This window comes from Roseateles asaccharophilus (assembly GCF_031458115.1).
Classification (GTDB): Bacteria; Pseudomonadota; Gammaproteobacteria; order Burkholderiales; family Burkholderiaceae_C; genus Pelomonas; species Pelomonas asaccharophilus_A.
Window position 1 is genome coordinate 220,671 of sequence record NZ_JAVDXV010000004.1, and the last position, 25,297, is coordinate 245,967.

Below are 25,297 nucleotides of genomic sequence, written 5' to 3' on the forward strand. Positions count from 1 at the left end.
AGCCGGCCCGTCTGGCGATGTGCAAGCGGGGCAAACCCCGCGAGCATCGCCGTCCCCTCGGGAGACCGACCGGGCGAGCCCGCGTTCAGCGTGGCACGACTGGGCGAGGGGCTTCATGGATCCACGCTGATGCCCGACAGGCGGACCACCCGGGACCACTTGTCGGTATCCGCCGCGATCAGGCTGGCGAAGTTGCCGCCGCCATGTGGGTACAGGCCACGCGCGGCCAGCCGCTCGCGCAGCGGGCCGGCCAGCATGGCAGCGACGTCGCGCTGCAGCCGCGCCAGCTGTTCGGGCGGCTGGCTGCTGGGCGTGAACAGTCCCAGCCAGGCGCTGGCCTCGAAGCCCTTCAGCACCGGGCCGCCGGCCTCCTCGACGGTGGGCAGGTCCGGCAGGCCGGGCACGCGCCGCGCGCTGGCCACGGCCAGCGCCTGCAGCCGGCCCGCCTTGATGTGCGGCAGCGCGGCCGGCAGGCCGTCGAACATCAAGTCCATGTTGCCGGCGATGACGTCCTGCTGCGCCGACGCCGTGTTGCGGTACGGAAAGTGCAGCATGTAGGTGCGCGTGAGCCGCTTGAACAGCTCGCCGGACAGGTGCGTGGGCGTGCCGTTGCCACCCGACGCGATCAGCAGCCGCCCCGGCTGCAGCGTCGCCGCGCGCACCAGGTCGCTCACGCTGCGCACGCCCAGGCGCTGCGCGACGGCCGGGTTCATGACCAGCACCAGCGGCACGTTGGCGACCACGCCCACCGGCGCGAAGTCCTTCACCGGGTCGTAGGGCAGGCGGCGCGACAGCAGCGGGTTGATGACGTGCGTGCCCACGCTGCCCATCAGCAGCGTGTGGCCATCGGCCGAGCTGGCGACCTCGGCGGCGCCGATGTTGCCGTCGGCGCCGGGACGGTTCTCGACGTGCACGACAAAGGTCAGGCTGCGCTGCAACTCCGGCGCGATCAGCCGGGCGGCCAGATCGGCGGCGCCGCCCGCCGGGTAAGGCACGACGATGCGCAGCGGCTTCACGGGCCAGGAGGTGGTGGGCTGGGCCAGTGCAGCGGAGGCGGCGGGGGCCGCCAGCCAGCACAGCAGGCGGCGTCGAATCAAACTCATGCGCAAAGCTCTCCGGGCCCAGCGCCGGGCTGCTCCCAAGCGGGCCCGTCATGGCGATGTGCTTGCGGCTCAATGCCGCAAGCATCGCCGTCCCCGCGGGGGACCGGCCAAGGTACGCCTTGGACGAGGGGTCTATTCATATGGGTCCGGGGATGACGCTCAGCCTGACCTGGCCGTGCCGGCAGGCTGCGTCGAAGTCCTGCAGTATGGCGGCGAGCATGTCCGGGTCCAGCGCATCGACCGCGGCGATGCCGACGGCGCGGTTGCGGCCCTCGGCCTTCGCCTTGTAGAGCACCATGTCGGCCCAGTTGACGGCCTGTTCCCAGTGCAGCCGCAGGCCCGCCACCGAGCCGCCGGCGCCGCCGATGGGGAAGGCCGCGAAGCCGATGGACACGGTGATGCGCAGCGGCCCGTCGGGCGTCGCAACGGGCGCGCTGCCGATGCTGCGCAGCAGCCGCTCGGCGGTCTGGGCCAGGCCGGCAGCGCCCAGTTCGGTGGCGTAGACGAGGAACTCCTCGCCGCCCCAGCGCGCGACCAGGTCGGTGTCGCGCACGCCGGCGCGGATGCGGCGCGCCACTTCCACGATGACGGCGTCGCCCGCCGCGTGGCCGTGCTCGTCGTTGACGTTCTTGAAGTGATCGATGTCGATCATCATCAGCGCGCCCTGAAAGCCGGCGCCGCCGGCCGCGCGGCCCCGCGCGTCCATGACGGACAGGAAGTGGCGGCGGTTGGACAGGTCGGTCAGCGGGTCGCGCTCGCTCTGTGCGCGCAGCAGATGCTGGTTGGCCGTCAGCCGCGCCTGCGCGCGGCGCATGCGCCACAGCGTGACGCCAATCAGCGTGATGGACAGCAGCAGCAGCGCGCCCACGGCCACGCCGACCTGCTGGGCCAGCCGGCGGTTCTCCAGCTGCTGGTCCTTCAGCTGGCCGTCGCGGGCCAGCAGGTCCAGGTCGCGCTGCTTGGCGGCGCTGTCGTATTTGCGGCGCAGTTCCTCCAGCGCGGCGGCGCGATTGCGCTCGTTGCTGCGCGCGTTCAGCTCGCGTTCATCGTGATAGGCCGCCAGCGCTTCCTTGTACTGGCCAGCCTCGGCCCAGGTGTCGCCCAGCTCGCGCAGCTCGCGGGCGCGCGACACGAGGTCGTTGGGGTCGGAGCCCACCGCGGCCGCGCGGGCCAGGTCCTGGCGCGCGGCGTCGAACTGGCGCAGCTTGATGTGGGCCACCGCGAGGTTGTGGTGCAGCCCGCGCAGGTAAAGGCGGTCGCGAAAGCGCTGCAGCACCGGCAGCGCCTGCTGGCCGGCGGCCAGCGCCTCCTTCAGCAGCCCCTGGTGCATGTAGGCATCGACCAGATTGGAGCGTGCCTGCGCGGCCAGGTGCGGCAACTCGGCCTGCTCGGCCAGCGCCAGCGCGGCCTCCTGTGCGGTGCGCGCGCCGGCCGGGTTGCGCGAGCGGCGTTCCACGGCGGCCTCGAAGATGTGCACCCGCGCGGCGGCGGCCGCATCGCCCTCGGCCTCGGCCAGCGCGGCGCGGATCTCGGCACGGGCCGCGTCAACCTGGTCCTGCGCCTGCAGCGTCACCGCCAGCATGCCCTGGCTCAGCGCCACCAGGTGGCGGTCGCCGCCGGCCTTCGCCAGTGCGGTGGCGCGCCGCAAACCGGCCTCGGCGTCGACGAACACGCCCTGGCCGTACTGCTCGCGGTGCACGATGCGCAAGGCCTCCCAGGTGGCGCGGAAGTCGCAGCTGCCCGCGCGGATCGCACGCGCCTCGTCGCCCTCGGGGCAATGCGCCTGCAGGCCCTGCAGCGCCCGCTGCGCCAGGCCGCCGGCGGACTTGCCGGAACGCTCCTGGATCAGCGCGCGCAGCAGCCAGCTCAGCTCGGGGCCGCCTGCCAGCGTCGTCAGCTTCACGGCGACGGCATCGGCCGCCTCGATCTGGCCGCCGGCCAGCAGCACGCGGCCGCGCGCCAGCTGCCACGCGGCCTCGCGCGCGGGCTCGGTGGGGCGATGCTTGTCGAGTTCGGCCAGCATGGCCTCCGGCGCATCGAAGGCGCGGCGCACGATGGTGGTCAGCCGGTCTTCGTTGATGGCGGCGGCTGGCTGCGCCGTCGCGGCGGCGGCAGCCAGCAGGCCCACGCTCAGCAGCACGGCCTTCATGACGCGGCCGGCCCGGGGCCGGGCTCCAGGGTGGAGAAGCCGCTCACCGACGGCGGCATGACGCCAGCCGGCCCACTCAAGGCCAGCAGGCCCACGCTGCCCTCGCTCACGGCGGCCTCCAGCCGGGCCGTCAGCTGCGCGGCGGCCAGCGCGTCCTTGGCCTGCAGGCGTTCCACGCCGTAGGCCTTGTTGCGGCCATGCGCCTTGGCGAGATACATGACGGTGTCGACCAGATCGATGGCGCGCTCCCAGGTCAGCCGCAACCCGTGCGGCGGCAGCGGCAGGCTGACGAAGCCGATGGACGCGGTGACCGGGATGTCGCGGCCCTCGTGGCTGACGGGTCGGCTGCCGATCAGGTCCAGCAGGCGCTGCGCCAGCTGCGGTGCGAACAGGGCTTCACGGGTGCGGGCGATGATGAGGAACTCCTCGCCGCCCCAGCGCACGACAAGATCGTCGTCGCGCACGGCCTCGCGCAGCCGCCGCGCGATCTCCACCAGCACGGCGTCGCCGGCCGCGTGGCCGAAGCTGTCGTTGATGCGCTTGAAGTGGTCCACGTCGATGAGGAAGACGCTGCCCGACAGCCCCTCGGGCCCGGACAGGCTTTTCACCGCCGCCTGGAAGTGGCGGCGGTTGGCCAGTCCGGTCAACGGGTCGGTCTCGCTCTGGCGCTTCAGCGACGCGTTGCTGTGCGCCAGCGCCTCGTTGGTGCGGCGCACGCGGCGGAAGGCCTGCCACAGCAGCCCCAGCGACACGGCCACGCAGCCACCCAGGGCGGCCCACAGCGCCAGCGCCAGGTTGCGCTGGTGAACCTGCTCGGACTTCAGCGCGTTGTCGCGGTTCAGCAGCTCGATGTCGCGGGCGCGCTGCTCGGCGTCCTGGCGCTCCTGGGCCTCCAGCAGCAGCTTGCGGGTCTCGTCGCGCAGTACGCGGTCCATCATGGCCCGGTGCTCGCGCTGGGCGGTCACGGCGCCGGCCAGGTCGCCGGCACGCTCCAGGTAGGTGGCCAGTTCCTTCCAGCCGTCGGAGGCATAGGCCACCGCGCCCTGCTTCACGTCCAGCGCAATGGCGGCCTCCACGTCACGCCGCCCCTCGGCGACGCGGCCCAGCGCGATCTTGGCCAGGCCGATGTTGGAGCGCGCCACGCTCTCGGCACCCGTGTTGCGCGTGGCCAGCGCCAGCGGCAGCGCCTGCTCGGCCAGTTCCAGCGCGCGGCTGTAGCGCGCCTGGCGCAGGTGGTGGTCGGCGAAGTTGGCCAGGCCCAGCGCGCGCACGGAGTCGGCACCAGCCAACGCGGCCTGTTCCAGCGCGTCGGAATTGGCCTGCAGCGCGATGCTGGAGTCGCTGTCGTCGGCATGCACGATGCCGCGCATCGTGTAGACCTGGTTCAGCGTCATCGGGTCGGGGTCCTTCTGCGCCTCGGCCAGTGCCTGGGCCGTGATCTGCCGCGCGCGCGCCGGCGTGTCGGCGCGGTAGGTCGTGAAGGCCAGTTCGGCCAGCGTCAGCGCCACGCGCCAGGACTGTCCGGTCTGCTCGGCCAGCCGCAGCGCCTGGTGGCCCTCGGTCAGCGCGGCATCCAGCTCGCCGACATCGCTGCTGATCGATGCCAGCAGCCGGTAGTGGCGCCAGCGGTAGACGACGCCGGCGCTGCTCAGCTGCACGCCGTCGACGGTGGTGACCAGCTTGCGGGCCTCGCGCAGGTCGCCGTGCGCGCGCAGGTACTCGGCGCTGACGGACGCGGCGGCGACCGCCGCGTTGGCACGAAGGTCGGGGGCGGGCCAGGCACGCAGGCTGGCGGCGATCTGGTCGCACAGCTCGCGGTTGCGCGCCAGCGCGGCCAACTGCCCGCGCAGCGCCAGGATGTCCAGCAACTCGGCGCTGCCTGCCGGCAGGCCGGCACCGCGGCTGCGCAGTTCGCGTTCGTACTGCTCGGGCCGGGCGCGCGCCGCGCGCTCGATGCGCTGCAGGTCACGCGCCAGCACCGAATCGCCGGGCGCCGACGCCGCCGTATCAGGCGACGCGGGCGCACCGCCGCCACCGCCGGGCGAGCAGGCGGCCAGCAGCACCAGCGCGGTCAGCGCGGCGCACAGCGTCGGGCGAGAGGCCAGGGGTGGGTGCATCGAGGCGGCAGGGGCGGGGATTCGTGGTCCCGGACCATGGATTTCAGCGCGGTTCCGCCTGCCTGTCGCGGTTGCCACACCCGAGATCGTTCAAATTCCACGCGGGGGCCGCGATGGGCCTCAGCCCGCCTGGCCCTGGTAGCCGCGCGGCACCGCGCCCAACAGCCGGCGCGTGTATTCCTCACGCGGCGCGTTCACCAGCTCGCGCGTGGCGGCCTGCTCGACGACATCGCCGTTCTGCATGACCAGCACCTCGTCGGAGATGAACTTGACGACGGCCAGGTCGTGGCTGATGAAGATGTAGCTGAGGCCGAACTCGTCCTGCAGGTCCTTCAACAGGTTCAGCACCTGGGCCTGTACCGACACGTCCAGCGCCGACACCGATTCGTCCAGCACCAGCACCTCGGGCTGCAGCGTCAGGCAGCGCGCGATGGCGATGCGCTGGCGCTGGCCGCCGGAGAACTCGTGCGGGTACTTGGCCATGGCCGTCTCGTCCAGGCCCACCTTCTTCAAGAGGGCCACGGCGCGAGCCTCGCGGTCGGCCGTGCTGGTGCCGATGCCGTGGATCTCCATGGGCTCGCGCAGCGTCTGCGCGATGGTGAAGCGCGGGTTCAGCGACGCATACGGGTTCTGGAACACGACCTGGATGCGGCGGCGCATCTGCTGCCAGTCGGCGCCGCTCATCTTCAACAGGTCCTTGCCCTCGAACAGCACCTGGCCGCCGGTGGGCTCATGCAGGCGCAGCAGCGTCAGGCCCATCGTCGTCTTGCCGGAACCCGACTCGCCCACCACGCCCAGCGTGTGGCCCTTGCGCAGCTTGAAGTTCACGCCCTTGACGGCCTTGAACTCGCGCTTGCCGAACAGACCTTCCTTGAGCCAGAAGCTCTTCTGCAGGCCGGTCACCTCCAGCACGACGGGCGCGTCGGGGTCCTTGGCCTTGCCCTCGTTGGCCGCGGCGCGGCCGGCGATGTGGTCGTCGATGACCATCAGCCGCGCCGGGTTCTCGGTCAGCGATGGGCGGCAGGCCAGCAGCGCCTTGGTGTAGGCGTCCTGCGGGTCGTTGAAGATCTGCGCGACGGGCGCCTTCTCGCGGATCTGGCCATGCCGCATGACGACGACGTGGTCGGAGATCTCGCCCACCACGCCCAGGTCGTGCGAGATGAACAGCAGGCTCATCTTGTGCGATTCCTTGAGCTTGGCCATCAGCTCCATGACCTGGCGCTGGATGGTGACGTCCAGCGCCGTCGTGGGCTCGTCGGCGATCAGCAGCTTGGGCGCGCAGGCCAGCGCGACCGCGATCATCACGCGCTGCTGCTGGCCGCCGGACATCTCGTGCGGGTAGGCCTTCAGCCGCCGCTTGGGCTCGGGGATGCCCACCTCGTGCAGCAGCTCCTCGGCCCGCGCCAGCGCCTGGCGGCGGCTCATGCCCATGTGCTTCATCAGCGGCTCGCAGATCTGCGTGGCCACGTTGAACACCGGGTTCAGCGAACTCATCGGGTCCTGGAACACGCAGGCGATGTCCTTGCCGCGGATGGCCTGCAACTCCTTCAGGCCGGTCTGCAGCAGGTCGCGCCCCTGGAACAGGATGCGGCCTTCACGCTCGGCGTTGCTGGGCAGCAGGTTCAGGATGGACATGGCGGTCACGCTCTTGCCCGAGCCGGACTCGCCCACCAGCGCGACGGTGCTGTTCTCCGGCACGTCGAAGCTGACGCCCTTGACGGCCAGCTGGCGCTGCATGACGCCGCCGACCTTGCCCATGCGGAAGGCAACCTTGAGGTCTTGAATACTGAGCAGCATCGTCATTACTCCAGACCACGCAGCTTGGGGTCGAGCGCGTCACGCAGCGCGTCGGTGAACAACGCGAACGCGGTGACGAAAACGGCCATGAACACCGCCACGGCAGTCAGCTGCCACCAGTGGCCCAGGATCAGTTCGTTCTGCGCCTCGGCCAGCATCGTGCCCCAGGACACCTGGTCCACGCTGACGCCCAGGCCCAGGTAGCTCAGGATGACCTCGCTCTTGATGAAGCTCACCACGTGCAGGCTCAGCTGCACCAGCGCCACGTGCGACACGTTGGGCAGGATGTGCTTGAACATGCGCGACCACTGGCTCGCGCCGATGGCCTCGGCCGAGCGCACGTACTCGCGCACGCGGTGCTTCATGAACTCCGCGCGGACCAGGCGGTAGATGCCGGTCCAGCCGGTCAGCGCGAGGATCAGCACCACCGAGCCCACGCCGCGGTGGAAGATGGCCGCGAACGCGAAGATCAGCAGGATGCTGGGGATGGCCGTGAAGACGTTGTAGACCCATTCGAGAAAGTCGCCCACCTTGCCGCCGAAGAAGCCCGACAGCGCGCCCAGCAGCGTGCCGATCAGCGTCGCGACGACGGCCGCGGCCAGGCCCACGAAGATGGAGATCTCGGCGCCCTTGACGACCTTGGCCAGCACGTCGCGGCCCAGGCGGTCACCGCCCAGCGGCAGCGTCTCGGCGCGGACGATCTCGTCGGTCTTGAACTTGGCGGCGCGCTCGGCCCACTCGCCATAGCGCGGCGCCAGCGGGTCGATGTCGCTCAGGTCCACGTTCGGGCCCTTGGGCGCGGCGATCGTGCCGGTGTCCTCGGCCGGCTGCGGGCCCAGCAGTGTGGGCGGTGCGTTGGGCACGCCGATCTCGTCCTGCCACTTGGATGCCACCAGGTCGGTGGCGGCCAGCAGCACGAGGAGGAGGAAGGCGCCGACGATCCACATGGACACGACGCCCACGCGGTCGGTCTTCAGGCGCCGCCACGAGGCGGCCCAGACGCCGCCGGAGGAAGAGGAAGTCACGGCGCTCATTTGAGGACGACTCGCGGGTCAACGAGCTTGTAGAGCAGGTCCACGACCAGGTTGACGGTCATGGTCAGCGCGGCCAGGTAGATGGCGAAGGCCTGCAGCACCGGATAGTCGCCGCGGTTGACGGCCAGCAGCAGCTCGCGGCCCAGGCCCGGGATGGAGAAGAACACCTCCAGCAGGAAGGAGCCCACCAGCACACCCGGCAGCAGCACGGCCACGTTGGTCAGGATCGGGATCATTGCGTTGCGCAGCACATGCTTCAGCAGCACCGTGCCTTCGGTCATGCCCTTGGCGCGCGCGGTGCGCACGTAGTCATGGCCGATCTCGTCGAGGAAGAAGCTGCGGTACAGCCGGATCTGCGGCGCCATCGCGACGGCCACGGCCACCAGCACGGGCAGCGGCGCATAGGTGGTCAGGTTGGTCCAGTGGCTGCCGGTCCAGCCCTGCACTGGGAACCAGCCCAGGCGGAATGCGAAGAAGTACTGCGCCAGGATCACGTAGACCAGCAGCGAGATGGACACGGCCACCGTGGAGCACACCATCACGGTGCGGTCCGTCAGGCTGCCGCGCACGGTGGCCACGGCCATCGCGAACGGGATGGCCAGCAGCACCTCCAGGATGAGGATGGGCACCGTGACCGTCAGCGTGGCCGGCAGCCGCGTGGCGAACAGGTTGGCCACCGACTCGTTGGTCGCCCAGCTCTTGCCCCAGTCGAAGGTGACGATCTGCTGGATGAAGATCCACAGCTGCTCCCAGACGGGCTTGTTCAGGCCCAGCTGCTCGCGAATGGACTCGATCTGCTCGGGACTCGCATTCAGGCCGCCCAGGATGATGGCGGGATCACTGCCGAAGTACTTGAACAGGAAAAACACCAGCAGCACGACCCCCAGCAGGGTGGGGATCATTTGCCACAGGCGCCGTATCAGATAGGCCGCCATCGGGGCTCCTCAGAAACCACAAACCCCGCGGCGATGCGGGGTTACATCATGAAACGGGCGAAGTCTATGCGAGCGCGGCGCCCTCCCGGCCTGATGGTTTCACCGGGACCTGGCTATACAAGTGAAACGCGGTCCGGGCAGCGGCCCTAGACTTCGCGTCTTTCCGACGTTGCACCGCTGCGATGAAGCTCCCTGCCCTGCTGACTGGCCTGCTGCTGGCCTGCGCCCTTTCCGCCGCCCCTGCGCACGCGCAGGAGAAGGTGCTGCGCCAGGCCTTCAAGGTCGCCGAGACCGGCTTCGACCCGGCCCAGATCACCGACCTGTACTCCAAGAACATCGCCGCCGCCATCTTCGACGCGCCGCTGGAGTACGACTTCGGCGCCCGCCCGTTCAAGCTGCGCCCGAGCACGCTGATAGAGATGCCGGAGATCAGCGCCGACTTCAAGACCATCACGATGAAGGTCAAGCCCGGCATCTATTTCGCCGACGACCCGGCCTTCAAGGGCAAGAAGCGCGAACTGACCGCCGAGGACTACGTCTACAGCGTCAAGCGCCACTACGACCCGCGCTGGAAGAGCGGCAACCTCTACCTGCTGGAGAACGTGAAGATCCTGGGCTTGTCGGAGCTGCGCACCGAGCTGATGAAGGCCAAGAAACCTTTCGACTATGACCGCCCCGTCGAAGGCCTGAAGGCGCTGGACCGCTACACCTTCCAGCTCAAGCTGGGCGTGCCCGACCCGCGCTTCATCTACCAGTTCAGCGACGCCGGCTTCCTGGGTGCCGTGGCGCGCGAAGTGGTCGAGTTCTATGGCGACAAGATCATGGAGCACCCGGTCGGCACCAACGCGTGGCGCCTGGGCGAGTGGCGGCGCAGCTCGCGCATCGTGCTCGAGAAGAACCCGAACTTCCGCGACGTGCGCTATGCCGAGGTGGCGCCGCCCGACGCCAGCCCCCAGCTCAAGGCCGAGGTCGCCGCGCTGCAGGGCCGCAAGCTGCCGATGGTGGACCGCGTGGTCATCAGCATCATCGAGGAGAGCCAGCCGCGCTGGCTGTCCTTCCTCAGCAGCGAGGCCGAGATGATCGAGGAGGTGCCCATCGACTTTGCATCAATCGCGATGCCCGGCAACAAGCTGGCACCCAACCTGGTCAAGCGCGGCATCACGATGACGCGCTACCCGCGCTCGGACATCTCGTTCAGCTACTTCAACATGGAAGACCCGGTCGTGGGCGGCTACACGCCCGAGAAGATCGCGCTGCGCCGCGCGATCAACCTGGCCGTGGACCTGGACAAGGAGATCCGCCTGGTGCGCCGCGGCCAGGCGCTGAAGAGCCAGAGCCCCATGCCCACCGTCGCCTTCGGCTACGACCCGACGTTCAAGACCGAGAACAGCGAGTACAACCTGCCCAGGGCCAAGGCCTTGCTGGACATGTACGGCTACAAGGACGTGGATGGCGACGGCTACCGCGAACTGCCCGATGGCCAGCCGCTGGTCATCGAGTACTCCACGCTGGCTGACGGCGAGCGCCGCCAGCTGGCCGAGCAGTGGAAGAAGAACATGGACGCGCTGGGCATCAACATGACCTTCAAGATCGGCAAGTTTCCCGAGCAGTTGAAGGCCGCCAATGTCGGCAAGCTGCAGATGTGGAACGTCGGATGGGTGGGCACATCGCCGGACGGCGACACCTTCCTCGCACTGGGCTCCAGCGCCGCCAAGGGCAAGGCCAACAAGCCGCGCTTCGACCTGCCGGCCTTCGAAAGGCTCTACGAGAAGCAGAAGCTGCTGCCCGACGGCCCCGAGCGCGCCGCGCTGATGCTGGAAGCCCAGCGCCTGCTGGTGGCCTACGCGCCGTACAAGTTCCATGTGCACCGCGTCTGGACCGACATGGCCCATCCCTGGGTCAAGGGCTACAGCCGCAACATCTTCGTGCGCGACTACTGGAAGTACGTCGACATCGACGTCGCCGCACTGCCCAAAACAAAGTAGAGCCCCGATGAAACGACTGCTCGCCACGCTCGCCGCCTGCCTCACGTTGACGCTGCCGGCCGGTGCGGCCCCGCAGTCCGACAAGACGCTGCGCTATGCCTTCCTGATCGCCGAGACCGGCTTCGACCCGGTCCGGCTGTCCGACATCTACTCGCGCACCGTCACGGCCCACATCTTCGAGGCCCTCTACAGCTACGACCCGCTGGCCCGGCCAGCGCGCATCGTGCCGCAGATCGCGGAAGGCCCGGCCGCCATCAGCGACGACTTCAAGACCTTCACGATCAAGGTCCGCCCCGGCATCTTCTTCGCCGACGACCCGGCCTTCAAGGGCAAGAAGCGCGAGGTCACAGCGCAGGACTTCGTCTACAGCATGAAGCGCTACGCCGACCCGGCCAACAACGCGCAGTTTTGGGTCAGCTTCGAGAGCGCCGGCATCGTGGGCCTGGCCGAGCTGCGCAGCCAGGTGCTGAAATCCAAGCAGCCCTTTCCCTACGACACCGAGGTGGAGGGCCTGCGCGCGCTGGACCGCTACACGCTGCAAGTCAAGACCCGCGAGGCGCGGCCGCGGCTGATCGAGACGCTGTTCGCGCTGAACGACCTGTTCGGCGCCGTGGCGCGCGAGGTCGTCGAGTTCTACGGCGACAAGATCATGGAACACCCGGTCGGCACTGGCCCGTTCCGCCTGACCGGCTGGCGGCGCAGCTCGCAGATGGTGCTGGAGCGCAACCCCGGCTACCGCGAGCGCGTCTACGAGGCCCAGCCCGGCGCCGATGACGCCGAAGGCCAGGCCATCCTCGCGAAGCTGAAAGGCCGGCGCATCCCGATGGTGGACCGCGTCGTCATCGACGTCATCGTCGAGCGCCAGCCGCGCTGGCTGGCCTTCCTGGCCAACGAGCACGACTTCATCGAGCGCGTGCCGGAAGAGTTCATCACGCAGGCCGCACCCGGCGGCAAGCTGGCGCCCAATCTCGTCAAGCGCGGCATGCAGGGAGTGTTCACGGTGGCGCCGGACATGACACTCACCTGCTTCAACATGGAAGACCCGGTCGTGGGCGGCTACACGCCCGACAAGGTCGCGCTGCGCCGCGCGATCTCGCTGAGCTACGACGTGAAGCGCGAGATCCTGCTGGTGCGCCGCGGCCGCGCAGTGCCGGCGCAAAGCCCCCTCGTGCCGCATGCCAGCGGCTTCGATGCCGAGTTCAAGAGCGAGATGAGCGACTACGACCCGGCCCGCGCCCGCGCGCTGCTGGACCTGTACGGCTACGTCGACAAAGACGGCGACGGCTGGCGCGACCTGCCCGACGGCAGCCCCATGGTGCTGACCCGCAACACCGAGCCCAACTCGCTGAGCCGCTCCATCGACGAGCTGTGGGACAAGGCGCTGCGCGCCGTCGGCATCAAGCTGCAGATGAAGATCCAGCAGTGGCCCGAGAACCTGAAGGCCGCGCAGTCCGGCAAGTACCAGATGTGGCCGGTGGGCTCCACCGCCGACAAGCCCGACGGCCAGGGCGCGCTACAGCGCTACTACGGCCCGGCCAGCGGCACGCAGAACCTGCCGCGCTTCAAGGACGCGCGCTTCGACGCCATCTACGACCGCATGCAAGGCATGCCCGATGGCCCCGAGCGCGAGGCCTTGTTCAAGGAAGCCAAGCGCATCGCCGTCGCCTACATGGCCTACAAGGTGCACGCGCACCGCATCATCACGGACATCCAGCAGCCCTGGATGACCGGCTTCCGCCGGCCGGTGTTCTCGCAGGACTTCTGGCAGTTCGTCGACATAGACACAGCGAAGCAATCTGTCCGGTGAAAACACCGGACGTATCCCACTGAAACGACCGCCTGTCGCACATGGCTGGTCTGCACGCACAGGACCGCTAGGCTTCGCTTCATCAACAACGCCGAGAGGAGTCCCACATGAACGACGCTGACGAACTCAACAAGCTGGCCGACCTGCATGCCCGCGGCGTGCTGAACGACGAGGAGTTCGCCAAGGCCAAGGCCCGCGTGCTCAGCGGTCAGACGCAAGCCACCTACGGCGCACCGCCCGCGCCCGCCGTGCACGCCGTCAACAACCTGCGCCGCCATCGCCTGGACCGCTGGCTGGGCGGCGTCTGCGGCGGCATCGCCCGCAGCACCGGCGTGGACTCGTGGATCTGGCGGCTGATCTTCGTCGTGCTGTTCCTGGCGTTCGGCAGCGGCATCCTGCTGTACATCCTGCTGTGGATCTTCGTGCCGGACGAATAAGCCCACCCCCTACGGCCTGACGGCCGCCCCCTCAAGGGGGCCGAGCCCGGACACGTTCGATCCAGTGGATCGAACGTGCCTGGCGAGGGGCCGGGCCACTGGCCCGGCGCGGCCTGCAAGGCCCGCCGACGGCCCGGCAAAGCCGGTTCCGCGGCGGCCGCTGGAGGGGTCGGCCCTGTAGGGCCTCCGCTGGGAACGTCGGTATGCTGGGCCGATAACGCCGGAGACAGCGGATGGAACAACTTGCGGGACTCGACGCCAGCTTCCTGTATCTGGAGACGCCGCAGATGCCCATGCATGTGGGCGCGCTGCACCTGCTGGAACTGCCAGCCGACTACGACGGCGACTATGCCGAAGACCTGCGCGAGCACATGCGCTCCCGCCTGCCGCAGCTGCCCGCGCTACGCCGCCAGCTGCTGAGCATGCCGCTGGGCCTGTCCAACCCGGGCTGGGTGGACGCCGAACCCGACCTCGACGAGCACATCGTCGAGATAGCACTCCCCGAAGACAGCGGCATGGCCGAGCTGGAGGCGCTGGTCGGCGAACTGCACCCGCAGCTGCTCGACCGAGCCCGTCCGCTGTGGAAGTTCCATGTCTTCACCGGCCTCGCGCCCGGCCCCGAGGGCCAGGTGCGCGTGGCGCTGTACACGCAGCTGCACCATGCCGCCGTGGATGGCCAGGCCGCCGTCGCGCTGGCGCAGGTCATCCTCGACACCGCACCCGAGCCGCGCAGCACGACGACCACGCCGGCACGTGGCAAGCGGCGCAGCGCCCCCGGCAAGCTGGGACTGCTGCGCACGGCCGTCAGCCAGCAGCTGAGTCAAACCCTCAAGCTCGCCCGCAACCTGCCCGGCGCGGCCGGCGTGCTGGGCCAGATGGCGGCCAGCTACGTCGGCGGCGCCGCGGCCGGCGCGACGCTGGACAAGCTGCGCGGCCTGCTCGCCGGCGTGGCGAGCCAGACCACCGCCGTCGTGCGCGGCAAGACCGGTCTGTCGCAACTGGGCCCGGCACCGCGCACGCGCTTCAACGTCAGCCTGTCCGACACGCGTTCCTTCGCTGGCGTCACGCTGCCGCTGGCCGAACTGAACCGCACGCGCCGTCGCCACCACGCCAGCCTCAACGACGCGGTGCTGTTCGTCATCGGCGGCGCGCTGCGGCGCTTCCTGACCAAGCACGGCCCGCTGCCGCGCAAGCCGCTGATCGCCGCCGTGCCGGTGTCCACGCGCGCGGCCGGCGACACCACGTCCAACAACCAGGCCACGATGAGCCTGATGAGCCTGGGCACCCACCTGGCCGACCCCGCCGCGCGGCTGGCGCACGTGATGGCCTCCAGCCGCGCGATGAAGGCACAGATGGGCCAGCTCAAGAGCCTGATGCCCACCGACTTCCCGAGCCTGGGCATCCCCTGGCTGATGCAGGCCGGCGCCATGCTGTACGGCCGCGCCAGGGTGGCCGAGAAGCTGCCCGTCATCGCCAACGTCGTCATCTCCAACGTGCCGGGTCCGCAGCTGCCGCTGTACCTCGCCGGCGCGCAGATGCTGACCAACTACCCCACCTCCATCGCCGTGCACGGCCTCGCGCTGAACGTCACGGTGCAGACCTACAACCAGTCGCTGGACATCGGCCTGATCGCCTGCGGCGAGGCGGTGCCGGAGACGGCCGAGCTGGCGGCCTATGTGGAGACGGCGTTCATGGAGTTCCAGGCGTTGGCGGTGGTGGAAGAGACCCCTGAGCCGGCGCCGGTGGTGAAGAAACGCGCGCCGGCGAAGAAGACACCCGCCAAGAAGGCGGCAATGAAAAAGCGTGCCGATCCAGTTCTGCGCCGGACGCCGAAAGCGGAATGACCTTCGCGGGCATGGTCTTCGCGGAAATGGATGTCTGGGACTGGGTCGGCCTGGGGTCGCTGCTGGTCGTAGCCCTCGCCTTGCTGGTGGGCGTTGCGCGCGGGCAGCTCAAGCTGGGACCGCTCCCTATCGAAGAGCGACTTGCCCGCTACCCGGCCAGTGCCCGCGCCGTCATCCTCAGAGGGCGTCGCCCCATTGCGCGTTGGAAGCTGGCTCTATTCGCCCTCGTGGGCCTTGGTCTCGTCTACGGTATCGAGCTCATCAAGCCGCACGACACGCTCGCTTGGTTGTGTGGGCATTTGGGTGCGGCGGAAACCTTGCGCCTGCTGCTGCTCCTGATGTTTCCAGGTCTGCCTGTCGTGCTTTTTCTCGGCATCGCCCCGCTGGTCTGGCAGTCCATCCAGATACTTCGCGGCGGCTATGCGCCGCCGCTGCACTCCAGGCCGATGCACGACACCATTGCGGTGTCCGGCTGGCGCGCCGAGCTGCAGGGCTTGATGGGTTTGATCGTCTTGCCAGCTGCATTCTTGGTCGCCCAGGCGACCTACGACCTGAGCCAGTCCTTCGACCCGCGCAGTGCAGCGTCGCCCAAGGCGGCCAAATGCCCGGCCCAGCCGGCATCAAAGGATGGGGCCAACCAGTGACGCAGGAACCAATTCATTGCCAAGGCTGTGGTGCAGCCCTGCCCTCACTCGATGCCGTCTGCGCCACTTGCGAAGCGGAGCTGACGGCCGTACCACCCAGCCCGCCGGCCAAGTACAGCTGCCCGCATTGCCAACAGCGCTTCGCCGCGGCAGCGCAGGTGCTGTGGCCGCCAAAGGTGCCATGGTGGCGACCCACGACGTTTCGGCTGCAATGCCCGCATTGCGAAGGATTGCTACGCGACGACTACCAGGGCGCCAACATCGTCTTCCTGGTCGCCCTGTTGCAGCTTGTCATCGTGTTGTCCGAAAGCGCCAACCGACATCGCGGACTGTGGATGCCGACGCTGTACGTCGTTGCGGCACTGTGGCTTTACTGGCGCAGCCGCCAGGCCGCGCGCGATCCGCAGCGCTACACCGTCGGCACGCAGCACCAATGGTTGCGCGACTTGCGCGACCTCTGGCGCAACTCCAAGCGCTGACGCGAGACGGCGTCGCCAAAGCGACACCCCGGCCCAGGGCAAGCACGCCCTGAGGGCAACCCGACGCCACCCGACAATGCAGAGGCCTTGCCCGCTTCTGCTCCTCGCATGCCCGCCTCCCGCTCGCCGCGCACCCCACGCCGCTCCACGACGCCCACACCCTCATCGCACGACTGGGCCGACCTGCGAGCCCCCAATGCCTGGCTGCTGATGCTGGAGGGCCGCGCGCCCTGGGAGTACGCGGCGCTGCTGGCCGCGCTGCCGTGGATGAAGAAGCTGCCCAAGGGCGACGGCCACCCGGTGCTCGTGTTCCCCGGCCTGGGCGCCAACGACCTGACCACGGCACCACTTCGCGCGCTGCTGGATTCGCTGGGCTACTCCACCCAGCCCTGGGGCCAGGGCTTCAACTTCGGGCCGCGTGCGGGCGTGCTGGAGAAGATCGAAGCCGACCTCGTCGACCTGCACCGCCGCCACGGCGGCCGCAAGGTCAGCCTGCTGGGCTGGAGCCTGGGCGGCATCTACGCACGCGAGCTGGCCAAGATGAGGCCGGAGCTGGTGCGCTGCGTCGTCACGCTGGGCACGCCGTTCACCGGCCACCCGCGCGCCACCAATGCCTGGCGCTTCTTCGAGCTGGTCAGCGGCCAGACCGTGGCGGACGATCACGAGTTGCTGGCCCAGATCCGCCAGGCGCCGCCGGTGCCGACGACGTCCATCTACTCCAAGAGCGACGGCGTCGTCGCCTGGCGCTGCAGCGTCAACGAGCCGTCGCCGCTGGCCGAGAACATCGAGGTGCAGGCCAGCCACATCGGCCTGGGCGTGAACCCCATCGCGCTGTACGCGCTGGCGGACCGCCTGGCGCAGCCTGAAGGGGATTGGAAGCCGTTCGAGCCCAAGGGCGCGCGGCGGTGGTTCTACAAGACCTGACCCCAGCGAGACGGCCCGGTGCCCTGGACCTTCGCCCACCCCGCGGCCGTCCTGCCGCTGCGTTCGCTGTGCCCGCGCTGGCTGTCTCTGCCGGCGCTGATCCTCGGGGCCATCAGCCCGGACCTGGGCTATCACGTGGCGATGTTCGATTGGGCGCGCTTCTGCCATTCGCCGCTCGGCATCGTCACCGTCTGCCTGCCTTTGGGGCTTCTGCTGCTCGCACTGTTGCAGCGCTGGCACCGGCCGCTGACGGTGCTGCTGCCGGCACCACACCGCCAACTGGTCCGCGCCGGGCTTCAGCCCGCCCAGCATGCAGCGCCATGGCTGGTGGTGGCCGTGGCGTCCCTGCTGCTGGGCGCCGTCACGCATGTGGTCTGGGATGCCTTCACGCACGCGGGCCGCTGGGGCGTCCTGCTCGTACCCGGCCTGAACGAACCGCTGTTCGATGCGGTAGGCCGGCAGTTCCGCGTCTTCAACCTGCTGCAACACCTGAGCACCCTCGTCGGTCTGGTAGCGCTGGCACTGGCCTACCGGCGCTGCCTGCACCTGCAGACCAAGGTTCCTGACCCCGCCCGCGACGGGCAACGGGTGCGCCTGCTGCTCGCTGGCCTGGTCGGCGCCACCGTCATCGGCGCCAGCCTGGCCTGGGCGCTGACACCTGCCGGCCAGCCCGGCGCGCTCTCGCATCTCATCGTGCGCACCGTCATCGCCAGCACAACGGGCTTCCTGCTGTTCATCGTCATCGGCAGCCTGGCGTGGTGGCAAAGCAGGGGCGACGACGCGTGACCCGCTTCTCGCGGTAAGGTATCGCCCTCAACCCGGATCCTGACCATGCACTATTCCACCCTCGCCGCCGACGAAAAAGACAAGGCCGCCAAGAAAGACGCCCCCGAGAAGATGGAAGAGCAGTTGCTCTTCAAGGGCCGCTTCGTGATGATCTTTGGCGAGATCGACGACAAGATGGCCCACGCCACCTGCCGCCGCCTGCTGGCGCTGAGCCAGGAGTCGGACGCGCCCATCACGCTGCTGATCTCGTCGCCCGGCGGCCATGTGGAGAGCGGCGACGCCATCCACGACATGATCCGCTTCGTGCGCGCGCCGGTCACGGTGGTCGGCACGGGCTGGGTCGCCAGCGCCGGCACGCACATTTATCTGTCCGTGCCCAAGGAGCGCCGCGTCGCGCTGCCCAACACACGCTTCATGATCCACCAGCCGGCCGGCGGCGCCGGCGGCCAGGCCAGCGACATCGCGATCCAGGCCAAGGAAATCATCCGCACCCGCGAGCGCATCGCCGCCGTCATCGCCCGCGAGACCGGCCAGCCGCTGGAGCGCGTGCGCATCGACATCGAGCGCGACTTCTGGATGGGCACCGACGAGGCCATCGCCTACGGCCTGGTGTCCCGCGTCATCGAGCGCCAGGTCGATCTGGGCTGACCCAGCGGGCATGCAGCTCTCCTGCAACGGCGTGCGCCTTGAGGTCGAGGTGCATGGCCCGGACAGCGGCGAGCCGCTGCTGATGATCATGGGCCTGGGCATGCAGCTCGTCGCCTGGCCCGACGGGCTGGTGGACGAGCTGGTGGCCCAGGGCTTTCGCGTCATCCGCTTCGACAACCGCGACGTGGGCCTGTCCCAGCCCTTCGACGAGCTGGGCCTGCCCAACATCCCGCTGGCGGCGCTGCTGCACACGCTGCGGCTGCCGGTGAAGGCGCCCTATCAGATCGCCGACCTCGCCCGCGACGCCGTGGGCGTGCTGGACGCGCTGGGCATTGCCCAGGCCCATGTGTGCGGCGCGTCCATGGGCGGCATGGTGGCGCAGCACCTGGGCTTTGCGCACGCGTCGCGCGTGAAGAGCCTGACGCTGATGATGACCACCAGCGGTGACCGCGGCCTGCCGTCCGAGAGCCTGAAGGTGCGACGCGCGCTGCTGTCGCGCCCACGCCGGGCCAGCACGCCCGAGCAGAAGCTCGAGAACATCCTGGACCACTATGTGAGTCTGTACGGCGTCATCGGCAGCCCCGGCTACCCGCCGGAGCCGCGCCAGCTGCGCGAACGCATCGCGGTGGGCGTACGGCGCTCGTTCCGGCCCCAGGCCGTGGCGCGCCAGCTGGTGGCCATCGCGGCCGACGACCGCCGCGCGGACCGCCTGCCGCGCATCTCGGCGCCCACGCTGGTCATCCATGGCCAGCACGACGCGCTGATCCCCGTCGCCGCCGCGCACGATCTGGCGCGGCGCATCCCGGATTCACAACTGGACATCATCCCCGGCTGGGGTCACGACCTGCCCGAGCCGCTGTGGCCGCAGTTGGCGGCAGGCATCGCCCGCGTCGCCGACCGCGCCTGAACTGCCCGTAGCGCCCGATCAGGAGGCCGCCGGCCCCCGGCTTAGCTGCTCGATCGCCGCGTAGGCCTTGACGGCCGCATCGGCCTCCACGTTGCGGCTGCTGCCGGCGGTCTGCGCCGCCGCCTTTTCGGCGGCCAGCCTGGCGTCATAGGCCTGCTGCTCCCGGGCCGACACCTGGCCATCTTCGTCCGTGTCAGCTGGCTCATAGGTCTGGTTGATGCTGCTGGCGCTCGTGGCAGACGGCGCGCCCGCTGCGCCCCCGCCCGAGGGCGCGGCCTGCGGGGCCGCGGTCGACGCACCACCCGCGCGGGTGGCGTCCTGGGCCGGCGCCGGCCGGGGCTCGGCCGCTTCAAACTCCTGCCGCGTCACCTGGCCTTTGCCATCGCCGTCCAGACGGGCCAGTGTCTCTTCGGCGCTGGGCGCCGCGGGGGCGTCGTCCGCCTCGGCTCGCTGCGCGCCCGCGCTGGAGATCCTGACGACCACGGCCTGCAGATCCTGCACCGTCAGGTAGCCCTTGCCGTCGCTGTCCAGCGCTTCGAACGCCCGTTCGGAGTCCGGCCGCTCAGCCTGGCGCAACGCGGTACCGGCCGCCGCAGCGGAAGTTGTGTTGTTGCTGTTGACGGTGATGGCCATGTGTGACTCCCAGGTGTTATCGGCGTTTTCGGCAGCACCTGCAGCGTCTGAAGCAGCTTTACATTCGGCCCGGCCGGGTGGGGTCACCCAGCTCCATATTCAAGCGCACCGCCGCGGCGACCAGCGCCAGCGCGGCTGGGCGCTCCAAGGGGGTGTGCTCGCGCAGCTCCAGCGTGCGCAACTCGTACTTGCCGCCACCAGTCATGCGAGGCTCAAGGTGCAGCAGCCGCTTGCCGCGCCAGAAGCCGAACAGCAGCCGGCTTTCCTCGGCGCGGATCAGCAGCACCGGGCCGCCACCGAAATAGACAAGATGGCCCCACTTCAGCCGCTCCTCCAGGCCCGGCGCGGCCTCGCGGACCACGTCGCGCAGCGCCGCCACGCCGGCCTGGCGCCAGCCGTCCAGCACGGCCACGTAGCCGTCGGGAGTGCTGGCGTCAACGCGATACATCAGTTCACTTCACTCGTGCCTGCGCCTTGATCTCGACCGTGCTGCGCTGCTTGTCCTCGCCCTCCACGGTCAGCGTCAGCGGCACGGTGTCGCCGGCCTTGATCTGGCCCTTGAGGCCCATCAGCATCACGTGATAGCTGCCCGGCTTCAGCGCCACGGCTTGGCCGGCCGGCAGCGCCAGCGCGTCGACGGCACGCATCTTCATGACGCCGTCATCCATCTTCATCTCGTGGATCTCGACCATGTCCGCCACCGGCGAGCTGGCCGCGACGACCTTGGCCGCCTTGGCGGACATCAGCTGCATGAAGGCGCCGGTGGCCTTCTGCGGCGCGACGGTGGCGCGCACCCAGGGGTCGTCGACCTTGACCTGGGCGTGAGCGGCGAAGCCGGCGGAGAGAGCGGTAGCGATCAGCAGATGGCGCATGGCGGGACTGTTGTGGGAGTTCATTCAGTCGCAAACTTACCTCAATGCAGCCTCACGGGTGCGGAAGAGGTTGACGGCCCCCGCCAACAGGTCAGCGCCTGACCGGGAACGTCAGCTTGGCCTGGGGGCCGAGCATCGGCAGCCAATCGATGGATGTCCGTCGCACCAGTTCCTGATAGCTGATGGGGCGGCCCGGCCGCTCATCGTCCTGGTTGGCCTGCCAGTGCGCCCAGGTCTGCCCGGTATGCACGTCATGCACGAGCTTGAAGAGGTGGTCTGGCACGCCCACGCCGTTGCGGCCGATCCGCTCGCCGCCGGTGCTGAACACTGCTCCGGTCACGACGTAGACATCCCCTTTCGCACGCTGGACGTACTTGCGGGTGTCCTCCTCGATCTTTGACCACGCGCCGGAGTTGTGCCGCATGGATTGGGGCACCACGTTCGCCAGCGAGAACGACTGCGCCATTGCCGCTTCGGTCGCCATGTCGCCGGCAGGCGCCAGGTGCCCCCGGGAGTAGCCGGACCGCTTGTAGTCGTCCAGCGAGGCGCGCTCGGCGCTCGGCAAGCGCGCCTCGGCGAAGAAGCGATCCGACTTCTGGCGCTTGATGCCCCCCAGGGCGCGCCTGTTGAGCCGCTGGGCGGCATAGATCGGGGTCCGGGTCTCCACGCTGTGCAGCACGGCGAAGCCGTCGAAACAAAGCTCGCGGCGCTTCGACGCCGCCGGCAAGGCAGGCGGCTTCTGCCCGAGGAAGAAGTCCGGGCAGCTGGCGAAGGAGGAAGGCAGTCGTGCAACGTCGGCGGGTGGTGCCGCCGCCAGGGTCGGGAGCGCTGCGGTCAGGCATGCGAGGAGGGGAATACAGCGCAGCAACGGGAGCAAGAGATGCGAAGCAGAAATTTCGGGGAGCGCATTGAACCATCGCCGCCTTGAACCGGATCGCTTGACGCCAACCGTCCACGTGTACTATCGTACTAGTACACATTGGCAGTACGCATGGATCCCACCCACTTCGTCCACATCAACACCGGCTCGCCCGAGCCCATCTACCGCCAGCTCATCGAGCAGGTGAAGCGTCGCGTGGCCGCCGGGCAGCTGAAGGCGGGCGACGAGATTCCGTCGGTGCGGGAGCTGGCGCAGGCGCTGGCCGTGCATCCGATGACCATTTCCAAGGCCTATTCGATGCTGGAAATGGAGGGGGTTTTGGAGCGCCGGCGCGGCCTGTCCATGGTCGTTGCGGCGCAGCACCAGCGCGCCCAGTCCGCCGCCGACCGCGTCGAGCTGCTGCGCCCGACGCTGGAGAAGGCCGCCACCGAAGCCCGGCAACTGGAGCTGTCCAAGGCCCAGGCCCTGCAACTCTTCAAGACCATCCTGGAAGAAGCCCCATGACCCCGCACTTCCCTCACACCGACACCCCAAGCGCCGAACTGAGCGGCGTGAGCGTGGCCTATCCCAAGAGCCCTGCCGTGCTGGACGGCCTGGACTGGTCACTGAAGCCGGGCCAGGTCGTGGGCCTGCTGGGCCGCAACGGCGCCGGCAAGACCACGCTGCTGGAGACGCTGCTGGGCCTGCGCGAGCCCGACGCGGGCCACGTGCAGCTGTTCGGCCAGGACGCGCTGACGCTGGACGACGCCACGCGCGCCCGCATCGGCTATGTGCCGCAGCACAGCGACCTGTTCGAGGGCTTCACGCCGGCCCAGCTGCTGGCGTACTTCAAGAGCTTCTACCCGCGCTGGAACGAGGCCAAGGTGGAGGGCCTGATGTCGCGCTGGGACATCCGCCCCGACCAGCCCATCCGCAAGCTCTCTGGCGGCCAGAAGCAGCGCCTGTCCATCATCCGCGCGCTGGCCCACGAGCCCGACCTGCTGGTGCTGGACGAGCCCGTAGCCAGCCTGGACCCGGCCGGGCGACGCGACTTCCTGCGCGAGCTGGTGGGCCAGGTGCTGGACCGCGGTGCCACGGTGGTGTTCTCCACCCACATCCTGTCGGACCTGGAGCGCGTCGCCTTCAACATCGCCTTCCTGTCGCAAGGCCGTATCGCGCTGCAGGCGCCGCTCGACGAGCTGCTGGACCAGGTGCGCGCCTTTACCGGCAGCGTCACCGAGATGGCCGCGCTGATGGGCCGTCTGGGCGCCGAGCCGCTGAAGCGCACGCCGCTGGAAGCCGGCCGCGAGCGCGTGCTGGCGCGGCTGCCGGCCCAGGCCGCGCTGCCGGCGGGCGTGGCGGGCGAGCGCGTCAACCTGGACGACCTGTTCACGGAGCTGACCTGATGAGCGCCGCGGCCCGCCATTCGCAGGTGCTGCTGGCCTTCTGGCGCCAGCGCGATCTCAACGCGCCGTGGGGGCGCCGGTTCGTCGCTGCGCTGGTGGTGCTGGTCTGCGCGGCCGGCCTGATCTGGCTGCCGGAGCGCGCAAGTTGGATGCTGGTGGCCGGCATGGCGCTGCTGGTCGTCCTTGGCTTCTGGCTGGCCGTTTGCGGCAACCTGCAGGAGCAGAACCACCCGAGCGCGGCCCGCACCGTGCCCGGCCATCTGCGCACACTGCGCCACGCCGCATTGGCAGGCTGGGCGCTGTGCACGGCGCTGAGCACGCTGCTGCTGTGGGCCATCTTCCCGCCCAACGCCCCTTGGCAGGTGCTGCTGCTGAGCTGCGGCTTCATCGCCGTGTTCCTGCTGTGGTCGTCGCGCATGGTGTGGCTGTGGCTGGCGCTGACGCTGCTGTCACCGCTGACGGGCCTGTGGGCCGCGCCGCTGGCCCCGCTGGGTCGTGCGCTTGCCGCCGCCTGGCAGGCGCAGACGGGCACCATGCTGCTGCTGGGCCTGCTGGTTGAGGCGGTGCTGGTGGTGGCCGCCTTCGGTGACGGCGGCGCCCGGCATCAGGCGCGCTACGCCCGGCAGACGCTGATGCGCAATGCCATGCGCATGCAGTTGGAGGGCAAGCAGATGGCCAACCCCGCCATCTGGGGGCGCGCCTTCGAATGGCTGACCCGCCCCTACTCGATCGCCTTCGACGCCTGGCAGCAGCGCCTGCTGGCACGCGCCGACAACGGCGACGTGCGCCACGTGATGGCTCGCGCCGCCATCGTGCTGCACGGGCCGCAGCACTGGCTGTATCAGCTGATGGCGGTGGGCAGCATCGCCACACTGGTGATGAGCATCTTCGGCATCGTGTTCGCCACCACGCCGGCCGACATGAGCGTGATCTTCCGCAATGGCGCCTTCGGCATGGGCGTTGCCATCGCCAGCATGGGCTACAACCCGGCGTTCGCGCTGCCCGGCGTACTCTTCCAGAGCCGACGCGAACAGGCCTTGCTGTGCCTGCTGCCCGGCATGCCGCGCGGGGCCGCACTGAACCATGCGGTGGCGCGGCTACAGTTGCGGGACGCCTTCGTCGGCTGGCTGATCACGAGCCTGATCCTGCTGGCCCTGGGCCTGCTGGCCGACAGCCCCTGGCTGCTGTGCCTGCCGCTGGCCGTGCTGCCCATCAGCGCGATCAACCTGACCCGTCAACCCGCGCGGCTGCGAGCACCGACGGCGTTCAGTGCCGTGGTGCCGGTGTTCGCATTCTTCCTGCTGGCCGGGTTGCTGTACCTGCTGGCACGCTACCAGGACGTGCCGCTGTGGCTGCTGGCCGTGAGCACGGTTGCAGCATCGGCCGCGCTGTTCGCCTGGCGCTGGCGGGCCCTGGGCACGGCACCGGCGGCGCTGCCGGCGGGCCGCCTCGCCTGAGTTACTGCGGAATCTCCGGTTCGACCAGCTGGGCCAGCTGCAGCAGCGACTCCTGCCAGCCGAGGTAGCAGCCCTCGGCGGGGATCACGTCCGGAATGCCTTGCTGCTCGATGCGCACCTCGGTGCCGCAGGACACGGCGCGAAGCGTGACGGTGGTCTGCATCTCGCCGGGCAGGTTGGGGTCGTCGAAGGTGGCCGTGTAGCGCACCCGCTCGCCGGGCACCAGCTCCAGGTAGCGGCCGCCAAAGCCGTGGCTCCCACCGGTGGTGTGGTTGGTGAAGGCCATGCGGTAGCTGCCGCCCACCTTGGCAGTCATCTCGTAGACCGTGCAGGTGAAGCCGAACGGCGGCAGCCACTTGGCCATGGCGGCCGGCGTCGTGAAGGCGCGGTAGACACGGTCCGGCGGGCAGCGCAGGACGCGGTGGAAGGTGACGGTGCTGGGCATGGTGGTTCCTGATGTGGGGGCAGAGGACA

Annotated in this window: 24 protein-coding genes; 13 read left to right on the forward strand and 11 right to left on the reverse strand. The window is 69.5% G+C overall.

Annotation, left to right across the window (positions count from 1 at the left end; genetic code table 11):
• Positions 1-113 precede the first annotated feature (113 nt).
• From J2X21_RS11935 to J2X21_RS11960, 6 genes are all read right to left on the reverse strand, one after another.
• Complete coding sequence (locus J2X21_RS11935) at positions 114-1,103, reverse strand: Bug family tripartite tricarboxylate transporter substrate binding protein (RefSeq protein ID WP_310328728.1); 990 nt, start codon at positions 1,101-1,103, stop codon at positions 114-116.
• 136 nt (positions 1,104-1,239) lie between these two features.
• The gene (locus J2X21_RS11940; RefSeq protein ID WP_310328730.1) at positions 1,240-3,252 is read right to left on the reverse strand and encodes a GGDEF domain-containing protein; all 2,013 of its coding nucleotides are present in this window, start codon (positions 3,250-3,252) and stop codon (positions 1,240-1,242) included.
• Positions 3,249-5,369, reverse strand: coding sequence for a GGDEF domain-containing protein (locus tag J2X21_RS11945; protein WP_310328731.1), 2,121 nt, complete (start codon positions 5,367-5,369; stop codon positions 3,249-3,251). The genes J2X21_RS11940 and J2X21_RS11945 overlap by 4 nt, the downstream gene beginning before the upstream one ends.
• Before the next feature lie 120 nt (positions 5,370-5,489).
• Positions 5,490-7,172: an ABC transporter ATP-binding protein gene (locus J2X21_RS11950; protein ID WP_310328732.1), complete on the reverse strand. Its 1,683-nt coding sequence runs from the start codon at positions 7,170-7,172 to the stop codon at positions 5,490-5,492.
• Positions 7,172-8,200, reverse strand: a complete 1,029-nt coding sequence (locus tag J2X21_RS11955; RefSeq protein WP_310328734.1) for an ABC transporter permease — start codon at positions 8,198-8,200, stop codon at positions 7,172-7,174. The genes J2X21_RS11950 and J2X21_RS11955 overlap by 1 nt, the downstream gene beginning before the upstream one ends.
• On the reverse strand, positions 8,197-9,135 hold the full coding sequence (locus J2X21_RS11960; protein ID WP_310328735.1) for an ABC transporter permease: 939 nt from the start codon (positions 9,133-9,135) through the stop codon (positions 8,197-8,199). The genes J2X21_RS11955 and J2X21_RS11960 overlap by 4 nt, the downstream gene beginning before the upstream one ends.
• A 182-nt stretch (positions 9,136-9,317) precedes the next feature.
• Here J2X21_RS11960 and J2X21_RS11965 point away from each other — a divergent pair, with 182 nt between their 5' ends.
• From J2X21_RS11965 to J2X21_RS12010, 10 genes are all read left to right on the forward strand, one after another.
• A complete protein-coding gene (locus tag J2X21_RS11965) occupies positions 9,318-11,120 on the forward strand; it encodes an ABC transporter substrate-binding protein (protein ID WP_310328736.1) in 1,803 nt (600 codons plus the stop codon).
• Between the two features lie 7 nt (positions 11,121-11,127).
• Complete coding sequence (locus J2X21_RS11970; RefSeq protein ID WP_310328737.1) at positions 11,128-12,927, forward strand: ABC transporter substrate-binding protein; 1,800 nt, start codon at positions 11,128-11,130, stop codon at positions 12,925-12,927.
• A 107-nt stretch (positions 12,928-13,034) separates the two neighbouring features.
• On the forward strand, positions 13,035-13,364 hold the full coding sequence (locus tag J2X21_RS11975; RefSeq protein ID WP_310328738.1) for a PspC domain-containing protein: 330 nt from the start codon (positions 13,035-13,037) through the stop codon (positions 13,362-13,364).
• A 233-nt stretch (positions 13,365-13,597) separates the two neighbouring features.
• A complete protein-coding gene (locus J2X21_RS11980) occupies positions 13,598-15,208 on the forward strand; it encodes a wax ester/triacylglycerol synthase family O-acyltransferase (RefSeq protein ID WP_310328739.1) in 1,611 nt (536 codons plus the stop codon).
• On the forward strand, positions 15,205-15,852 hold the full coding sequence (locus tag J2X21_RS11985) for a hypothetical protein (RefSeq protein ID WP_310328741.1): 648 nt from the start codon (positions 15,205-15,207) through the stop codon (positions 15,850-15,852). Before J2X21_RS11980 ends, J2X21_RS11985 begins: the two co-directional genes overlap by 4 nt.
• On the forward strand, positions 15,810-16,331 hold the full coding sequence (locus J2X21_RS11990) for a hypothetical protein (protein WP_310328742.1): 522 nt from the start codon (positions 15,810-15,812) through the stop codon (positions 16,329-16,331). The genes J2X21_RS11985 and J2X21_RS11990 overlap by 43 nt, the downstream gene beginning before the upstream one ends.
• 108 nt (positions 16,332-16,439) lie before the next feature.
• Complete coding sequence (locus J2X21_RS11995) at positions 16,440-17,255, forward strand: esterase/lipase family protein (protein WP_310328743.1); 816 nt, start codon at positions 16,440-16,442, stop codon at positions 17,253-17,255.
• A gap of 18 nt (positions 17,256-17,273) precedes the next feature.
• Complete coding sequence (locus J2X21_RS12000; protein ID WP_310328744.1) at positions 17,274-18,041, forward strand: DUF4184 family protein; 768 nt, start codon at positions 17,274-17,276, stop codon at positions 18,039-18,041.
• Between the two features lie 45 nt (positions 18,042-18,086).
• Positions 18,087-18,689, forward strand: a complete 603-nt coding sequence (locus J2X21_RS12005; protein ID WP_310328745.1) for an ATP-dependent Clp protease proteolytic subunit — start codon at positions 18,087-18,089, stop codon at positions 18,687-18,689.
• Positions 18,690-18,699: 10 nt separating this feature from the next.
• Positions 18,700-19,596 (forward strand): alpha/beta fold hydrolase, encoded by an 897-nt coding sequence (locus J2X21_RS12010; RefSeq protein WP_310328747.1) that lies wholly within the window; start codon positions 18,700-18,702, stop codon positions 19,594-19,596.
• An 18-nt stretch (positions 19,597-19,614) separates the two neighbouring features.
• On the opposite strand, the gene J2X21_RS12015 is transcribed toward J2X21_RS12010, so the two are convergent.
• From J2X21_RS12015 to J2X21_RS12030, 4 genes are all read right to left on the reverse strand, one after another.
• On the reverse strand, positions 19,615-20,229 hold the full coding sequence (locus J2X21_RS12015; protein WP_310328748.1) for an EF-hand domain-containing protein: 615 nt from the start codon (positions 20,227-20,229) through the stop codon (positions 19,615-19,617).
• A 58-nt stretch (positions 20,230-20,287) separates the two neighbouring features.
• On the reverse strand, positions 20,288-20,677 hold the full coding sequence (locus J2X21_RS12020; protein WP_310328749.1) for a DUF1801 domain-containing protein: 390 nt from the start codon (positions 20,675-20,677) through the stop codon (positions 20,288-20,290).
• A 4-nt stretch (positions 20,678-20,681) separates the two neighbouring features.
• A complete protein-coding gene (locus tag J2X21_RS12025; protein ID WP_405048806.1) occupies positions 20,682-21,125 on the reverse strand; it encodes a copper chaperone PCu(A)C in 444 nt (147 codons plus the stop codon).
• 67 nt (positions 21,126-21,192) lie between these two features.
• Positions 21,193-21,978 (reverse strand): DNA/RNA non-specific endonuclease, encoded by a 786-nt coding sequence (locus tag J2X21_RS12030; protein ID WP_310328750.1) that lies wholly within the window; start codon positions 21,976-21,978, stop codon positions 21,193-21,195.
• 114 nt (positions 21,979-22,092) lie between these two features.
• Between J2X21_RS12030 and J2X21_RS12035 the strand changes: the two genes are divergently transcribed.
• From J2X21_RS12035 to J2X21_RS12045, 3 genes are read left to right on the forward strand one after another with little or no spacing between them, the layout of a single operon-like run.
• Positions 22,093-22,485 (forward strand): GntR family transcriptional regulator, encoded by a 393-nt coding sequence (locus J2X21_RS12035; protein WP_310328751.1) that lies wholly within the window; start codon positions 22,093-22,095, stop codon positions 22,483-22,485.
• A complete protein-coding gene (locus tag J2X21_RS12040; RefSeq protein ID WP_310328752.1) occupies positions 22,482-23,366 on the forward strand; it encodes an ABC transporter ATP-binding protein in 885 nt (294 codons plus the stop codon). Before J2X21_RS12035 ends, J2X21_RS12040 begins: the two co-directional genes overlap by 4 nt.
• Positions 23,366-24,823, forward strand: coding sequence for a hypothetical protein (locus tag J2X21_RS12045; protein ID WP_310328754.1), 1,458 nt, complete (start codon positions 23,366-23,368; stop codon positions 24,821-24,823). The genes J2X21_RS12040 and J2X21_RS12045 overlap by 1 nt, the downstream gene beginning before the upstream one ends.
• Position 24,824: 1 nt before the next feature.
• Here J2X21_RS12045 and J2X21_RS12050 read toward each other — a convergent pair whose 3' ends face one another.
• The gene (locus tag J2X21_RS12050; protein WP_310328755.1) at positions 24,825-25,268 is read right to left on the reverse strand and encodes an SRPBCC family protein; all 444 of its coding nucleotides are present in this window, start codon (positions 25,266-25,268) and stop codon (positions 24,825-24,827) included.
• Positions 25,269-25,297 lie beyond the last annotated feature (29 nt).